The sequence below is a fragment of the Calothrix rhizosoleniae SC01 genome (genome assembly GCF_900185595.1).
GTDB lineage: Bacteria > Cyanobacteriota > Cyanobacteriia > Cyanobacteriales > Nostocaceae > Calothrix_A > Calothrix_A rhizosoleniae.
In genome coordinates this window covers 1-5,413 of sequence record NZ_FYBH01000115.1, presented here as the reverse complement: position 1 = coordinate 5,413, position 5,413 = coordinate 1, and the positions used below count along the sequence as shown (strand labels likewise).

Sequence of the window (5,413 nt, the reverse complement as noted above, 5' to 3'; positions counted from 1 at the left end):
AATAACCCGCCCATAGAAATCTTACCTGGAGAAGGAGCAACACGGGGTTTCATGGTGACAAGTGCCGATGGTTCCCAATGAGGTAGATCGGGATTATCGCACAAAGCCGTAATGAAATCTTCAAACCTGATATGGGGATACTCGTGATGCTTAATGGCAAGACGTTCGGAAGTGGCGTAGATAGCATGACCAGAATCTAAATGGGCGGTAAACATACCCATATTGATATCAGTCATAAATACACCCAACATCAGCAGACAATCTGATTCTTCCACCATATTCTGCACGTAAGGATCTCCTGCTTCACCGTTATAAATACCGATGTATTGGGGATGACCTTCTGGAAATACAGATTTACCTAACATGGTTGAACAAACTGGTGCTCCTAGTTTTTCAGCCAGGGTGATTACTTGTTGCTGTAAGCCAAAGCGGTGAACTTCCGTACAAGCAAGAATAACTGGAGATTTTGCCCGGTGCAACATTTCTAAGGTTTCAGCTAAAGCTTCTGCTAGGGTATCTGGATCAGTATGTTTAACTGGTGGTGGATGGTGTTCTACCTCTTCGATCTCTGCGTAAACCATATCTCTGGGAATTTCTAGATACACAGGTCGCTTAAAGGTAAGGGCATAATCAAGAGCACGATGGATTTTGACATCAGCCGTTTGGGAGTCATTGAGTATGGTGGCATACCGCGTTATTTCTTCATAAACCCGGTGCTGAGTATCAAAGGTTTTAACTTTATGGTGTAGTAATTGATGTAGCTGTTTTTCCTTCACTCCTGGTCCGCCACTGAGAATTACTAAGGGTGATTTTTCAGCATAGGCTCCAGCTACTGCATTCACCATGTTCAATCCACCCACACCATAGGTGATGACAGCTAAACCCAAGCCACGAATGCGGGAATATGCGTCAGCAGCAAAGCCAACACAAGGTTCGTGGGTCATCACAATGGGTTCAATCTTACTACCCTCCAGGGCATCGTAAAGGGTTAAAGCAAAATCACCAGGAATACCAAAGGCGTGTTGGACTCCTTGTTGATATAAAAGGTCAAATATATGGGGTGCTAGTTGGGGCATATTCTCCTACCTTCCTAAATTGTCTCTGAAGATCCCGTAGTCATGGCACTTGTTCTAGGACACAGAGTCAATATGTGGAAATATTAAGATATAGGACTAAAAGTCATAGGTTTGTTGCTTGTTTACCAAGAGCTAATGCTCTTTTTTATACAAACCCAATTGAACTTTTAATTAAGAGTTTCTATTTCTATCTTGATGGATTTAATTAAGAATGTGTCTAGTTTGAAACAAAAAAAATTTTTTTTCGTCGATCATAACGAGGTAAACCTTTGGGGATATTTTTCCGGAAATTATTGTAGTGGTGCTGATATTAAATATTAGAGTTTAATATTTAATTATCAATTTATATACGTCTGAGGAGATAGTTGCAGGCTAAATTGGATTTTGCTTCCTTATGAATTCAGACTAAGTCCAAAAATTTGGCAAATTGATCGCTATTATTAAGGTACTTGTAAGATTATGACTTGTTCAGGTTTGTATAACTGAAGCAAGTAAAATCAGCTTCTAGTACACAATGGCGTAAATAGAGGAATCTTTTACAATCACTTTTGAACTCCTTCAGAGTTTACCAGTCTTCTAGGGCGGTAAACCTGTCTACAATGCTGGCTCACTTTTATCGCAATACGTAATTAAGGCGCGGGCATTGTTGAAGGCTGAAATCTACAGATAGTGAACTTATTACTTGCGCGAGGTGATAATAATGTCTAAGACATCGGTACTCAACAAAAACAAAAACCACAAATCTATGAAGAATAAACAGCGTCCCCTAGCTAGTGTAAATATTGGCTCTCCTTTAAAACCAGTACGTAAACGTCAAGAAAAAACAAACTCTGAAGTATTAACTGATTGGGCACATGCCAGTTAATTTTGCTCGACGTTATAATCACTTAATTGTATGGTAATTTACTTCAAGAGGATGTTGGAAAAAGTCCACTATTATACTCGGAACCCCTCTGCAAATCTTTCTCCTACAAAGAAACAAGAAAAAGGATTTAAAACCCCCATTTTTGAAAAGGGAATGGGGGTTATTTTTTAGAATTTTTAATGTGAATAATGATATAGCGCGTAGCGCTATACCTATTCATAATTCTCCCCATCTATAGCTCTATGGGTTGATATGGCTTTCAGTTTGGAAGTAAAAATGTTAGAGCGATCGCTCTTCTCTGGTATAAATTGATCTATTGGTGGATGATTGATTTGGCAAATTTCTAAGTGGCTCAATTGTTGCTTTGCTAGTAATGTGGCAATAGAACTATCATCATGAGAGTTTTCTAAGGTATTAGATGTTTCTAAAGCAGATTGATGAATAGCTGATGATAATAACGACTTTTCTGGAGAATTACTGTTTTGTTTGTCTACCCAATGATAATTCGCTTCAGTATAAGTCGAATTATTGTGAGAAGTATCAATATTATCTGGATTCTCTAATGTGGGCTGACGATGTCTGCGAGCCAAATGGAGGAAGTTAGGGATTTCTTCTGTTTGTTCCGGACTTTGATGCTCTTTCCCAGTATTTATGGAAGTATCTGTGGTATTTAGGGATTCTGGATTATTTTGAGCAGCAGAAACAGGTGACAAATAAGTTTGCTGTCGTAAATGACTATTCTTTTTTGGTTTACTTCGTTTTGATATAGTTGGTTGTACCGTAAAAATTTCTGGAAATCGACTGCAAACTAAATTTTCAAATTCTACATTGAAATGAAAGGTAACTTGTTCCCGTCGCTGCCACAGTGCTAAAATTTGTTGCACAGAAATAGCTTTATAGCGCCCTTGATACAAGGCTTCAATTATTGCTAAATGTAACCAACTGAGTGGATACTGGTTTTGCCAACGAGCAATTAACTCACTAGGACTATAACCACCAAGGTCAAAACTATAGTGAGCTAATAAGGCTTGCGCCAATTCATTCGACGTGTCCAAAGCTACTGCGAACATTGTTATTTTGTCTAGAGTTGGTAGACTGCAATCAGTTATCGGTTATTACTTTTACTAGCTAAAAATAAAAAATTCGGAAAATTGGCAGTATATTAATCTAAATTTTTTATCCAAGTTGATTTAGCGACATAACCGATCTGTTTTTTCACCTAATGATCAAATTTTGTATTGTAAATTTTGTATTATATACTACATATTATCTTTTTCCATAAATGGGAGAATGTTATTTATTCTACTAGTCAACGGCAAAAGCAGAAACAATGTAAGGAGAATGAATTACCCTAGAGCGACCAGTCGCAACTAATGCTTGGTATACCATAGATGCAACTTCAGCGCGGGTGGCAATTTGAGATGGTTGGAGCAGTTTCGGCTCGGGAAAATTGACAATGATTTTCTGGACTGTAGCAGTTGCTACGGCTGTTTGGGCATAGGCAGGAATCTGATCACGGTCAGTATAACCTAGAAGCACATCTGGATGGGCAGATGGTAATTCCAGTCCATTGACCAGGGAAACTATGACCTGTAGGCGTTGTACATAATCCTGAGGGCGGAAAGTGCGATCGCGAAATCCTCCGACAAAACCTCCTTGTGCTGCTGTTTGGATGGCACTATAAGCCCAAAATGGCTTGGGCACATCCGTGAAATCAGGGACTTTTTGTTTGGGTGTAGGATTAAATGCCACTGCAATCAAGGCAGCATACTGGGCGCGATTCATTGGTTTATCTGGTTGATAAGTTCCATCGGCAAAACCACGGGTGAGGTTCATGCTCACCAATGCCCTAATAAATGGCTCTGCCCAGTGCCCTACTAAGTCCTTAAAGGAAGGTATTTCCACCTGTTCTGGTTTGACAATATATGGGGAGATAATCGGCTGTTGTTGACCATCTGCCACCAAGGCTTGATAAATTAATGTTGCTAATTCACCCCGTTTTATATCCCTTAATGGTTCCAGTTGAGCCGTATCTGGGTAGTTGGCTATTAACATTTTTTGAGTCGCGATCGCAACTGCATTGGTGGCATAGCTGGGAATTTGGGCGCGATCGCTATATGTAAATAAAACATTTGTATTACCGCCACTGAGTTGCAAGCCACTAACTAAGGAAACAATGGCTTGAATTTTGGTTAAATTTTGTCCCGGTCGGAAACTTCCATCAGGGTATCCACTGATAAAACCCATACTGGTAGCCTTGGCGATCGCCTTTGCTGCCCAAAATTCTGGTTTGATATCCGTAAAATTGCGGTCAGGATTTGTCGCAGGAAGTTGGAAAGTTTTGGCGATCGCAGCGGCATATTGAGCGCGGGTTAAGGGTGCTTCTGGGCGGAAGGTACCATCAGGAAACCCACTTACCAAACCTTTGCTTACCAATGCTTCGACAAAGTCCTTTGTCCAATGTCCGCCAATATCGGAAAAACTGGCATTGATTGGATTTTGATTTGTGCTACTCACCGTTACAGCTACGGTTTCGACTAAACCCTTAATTAGAGCCTGATTAAATTGATTACCAGCAGATAAAAGTCTATTTGATGTAGCATTTTGGATATCAAAATCTTGATTCTGGACAAAAATATTCCCAGCCGAGTCTTGACTGCTACCTAAATCAGGGATTGCTGTCCCATTGACAAATAAGCCACCTTGAGAGCTATTTGTAATCAGATTATGGCGCAATACAGGGCGACTATTGCGAGATACAACTATACCTATTTTATTTGCAGATAGTTTATTCTCAGCAACTAAAGGGGCAGCAAAATCACTCATGACAATGCCCAAAGGATTGTTTTCTAATACATTTCTTAATACTTCGCCCTTCCCATAACTAGTTAGAACTAATCCGGCGTTAGCATTTTTGACAAATAAATTATCGGTAATTACGGGTTTAGCATTGCCACACACAAACACCGCTTCCCGTCCACATTGAATAAAAGTATTATCAGTCAAAGTTGGATTTGTGGATTCAATCCAGATACCCGAGCCTTTGACATTATTATTAGTTATCGTTACCCCGATTAATTCTGCATTTCCCAGCAGCAATAGAGTGACAGTTTGTCTCCCAAAAATTTCACTATCATAATTACCACTACCTGCGATCGCAATATTTTTACCTTTGGTAGCTTCATTACCAACCAAAATTACCCCAGAAGGAATAATAAGAGGAAACATTTCGCCATTGGCAGTATTATAAATATCCGATGCCAGTTGAATAATCATTGGTGCTTTTTTTGTCGCCAAAGCACGGGAAATAGTTTTATAGGGTTTTAGTCGTGAACCAGTATAGTTATCATTTCCTGTGGCTGGGTTGACATAGACGGTGGTAACTAAGGTAGAGTTCACCATAAGATTTTGGATGTTAAATTTTAGATTTGAGATTGAAATTCTGCCAGTTGTAGGAGATATGACGTATACA

The 5,413-nt window shown here is 39.6% G+C and carries 4 protein-coding genes; 1 reads left to right on the top strand and 3 read right to left on the bottom strand.

Translation table 11 applies throughout. The annotated features are described in order from the left end of the window. A partial coding sequence (locus tag CALSC_RS06610) for a thiamine pyrophosphate-binding protein (protein WP_088240598.1) occupies positions 1-1,076 on the bottom strand: 1,076 nt, incomplete at its 3' end. 700 nt (positions 1,077-1,776) lie between these two features. On the opposite strand from CALSC_RS06610, the gene CALSC_RS26315 reads away from it, so the two are divergent. Then, positions 1,777-1,941 (top strand): hypothetical protein, encoded by a 165-nt coding sequence (locus tag CALSC_RS26315; protein WP_159460575.1) that lies wholly within the window; start codon positions 1,777-1,779, stop codon positions 1,939-1,941. 212 nt (positions 1,942-2,153) lie between these two features. Here the strand turns inward: CALSC_RS26315 and CALSC_RS27300 are convergent, their stop codons facing one another. Both CALSC_RS27300 and CALSC_RS06600 read right to left on the bottom strand, forming a co-directional pair. Beyond that, the gene (locus tag CALSC_RS27300; RefSeq protein ID WP_235006706.1) at positions 2,154-3,011 is read right to left on the bottom strand and encodes a hypothetical protein; all 858 of its coding nucleotides are present in this window, start codon (positions 3,009-3,011) and stop codon (positions 2,154-2,156) included. A 235-nt stretch (positions 3,012-3,246) separates the two neighbouring features. After that, a complete protein-coding gene (locus tag CALSC_RS06600) occupies positions 3,247-5,343 on the bottom strand; it encodes an S-layer homology domain-containing protein (protein ID WP_088240597.1) in 2,097 nt (698 codons plus the stop codon). Between the last annotated feature and the right edge of the window lie 70 nt (positions 5,344-5,413).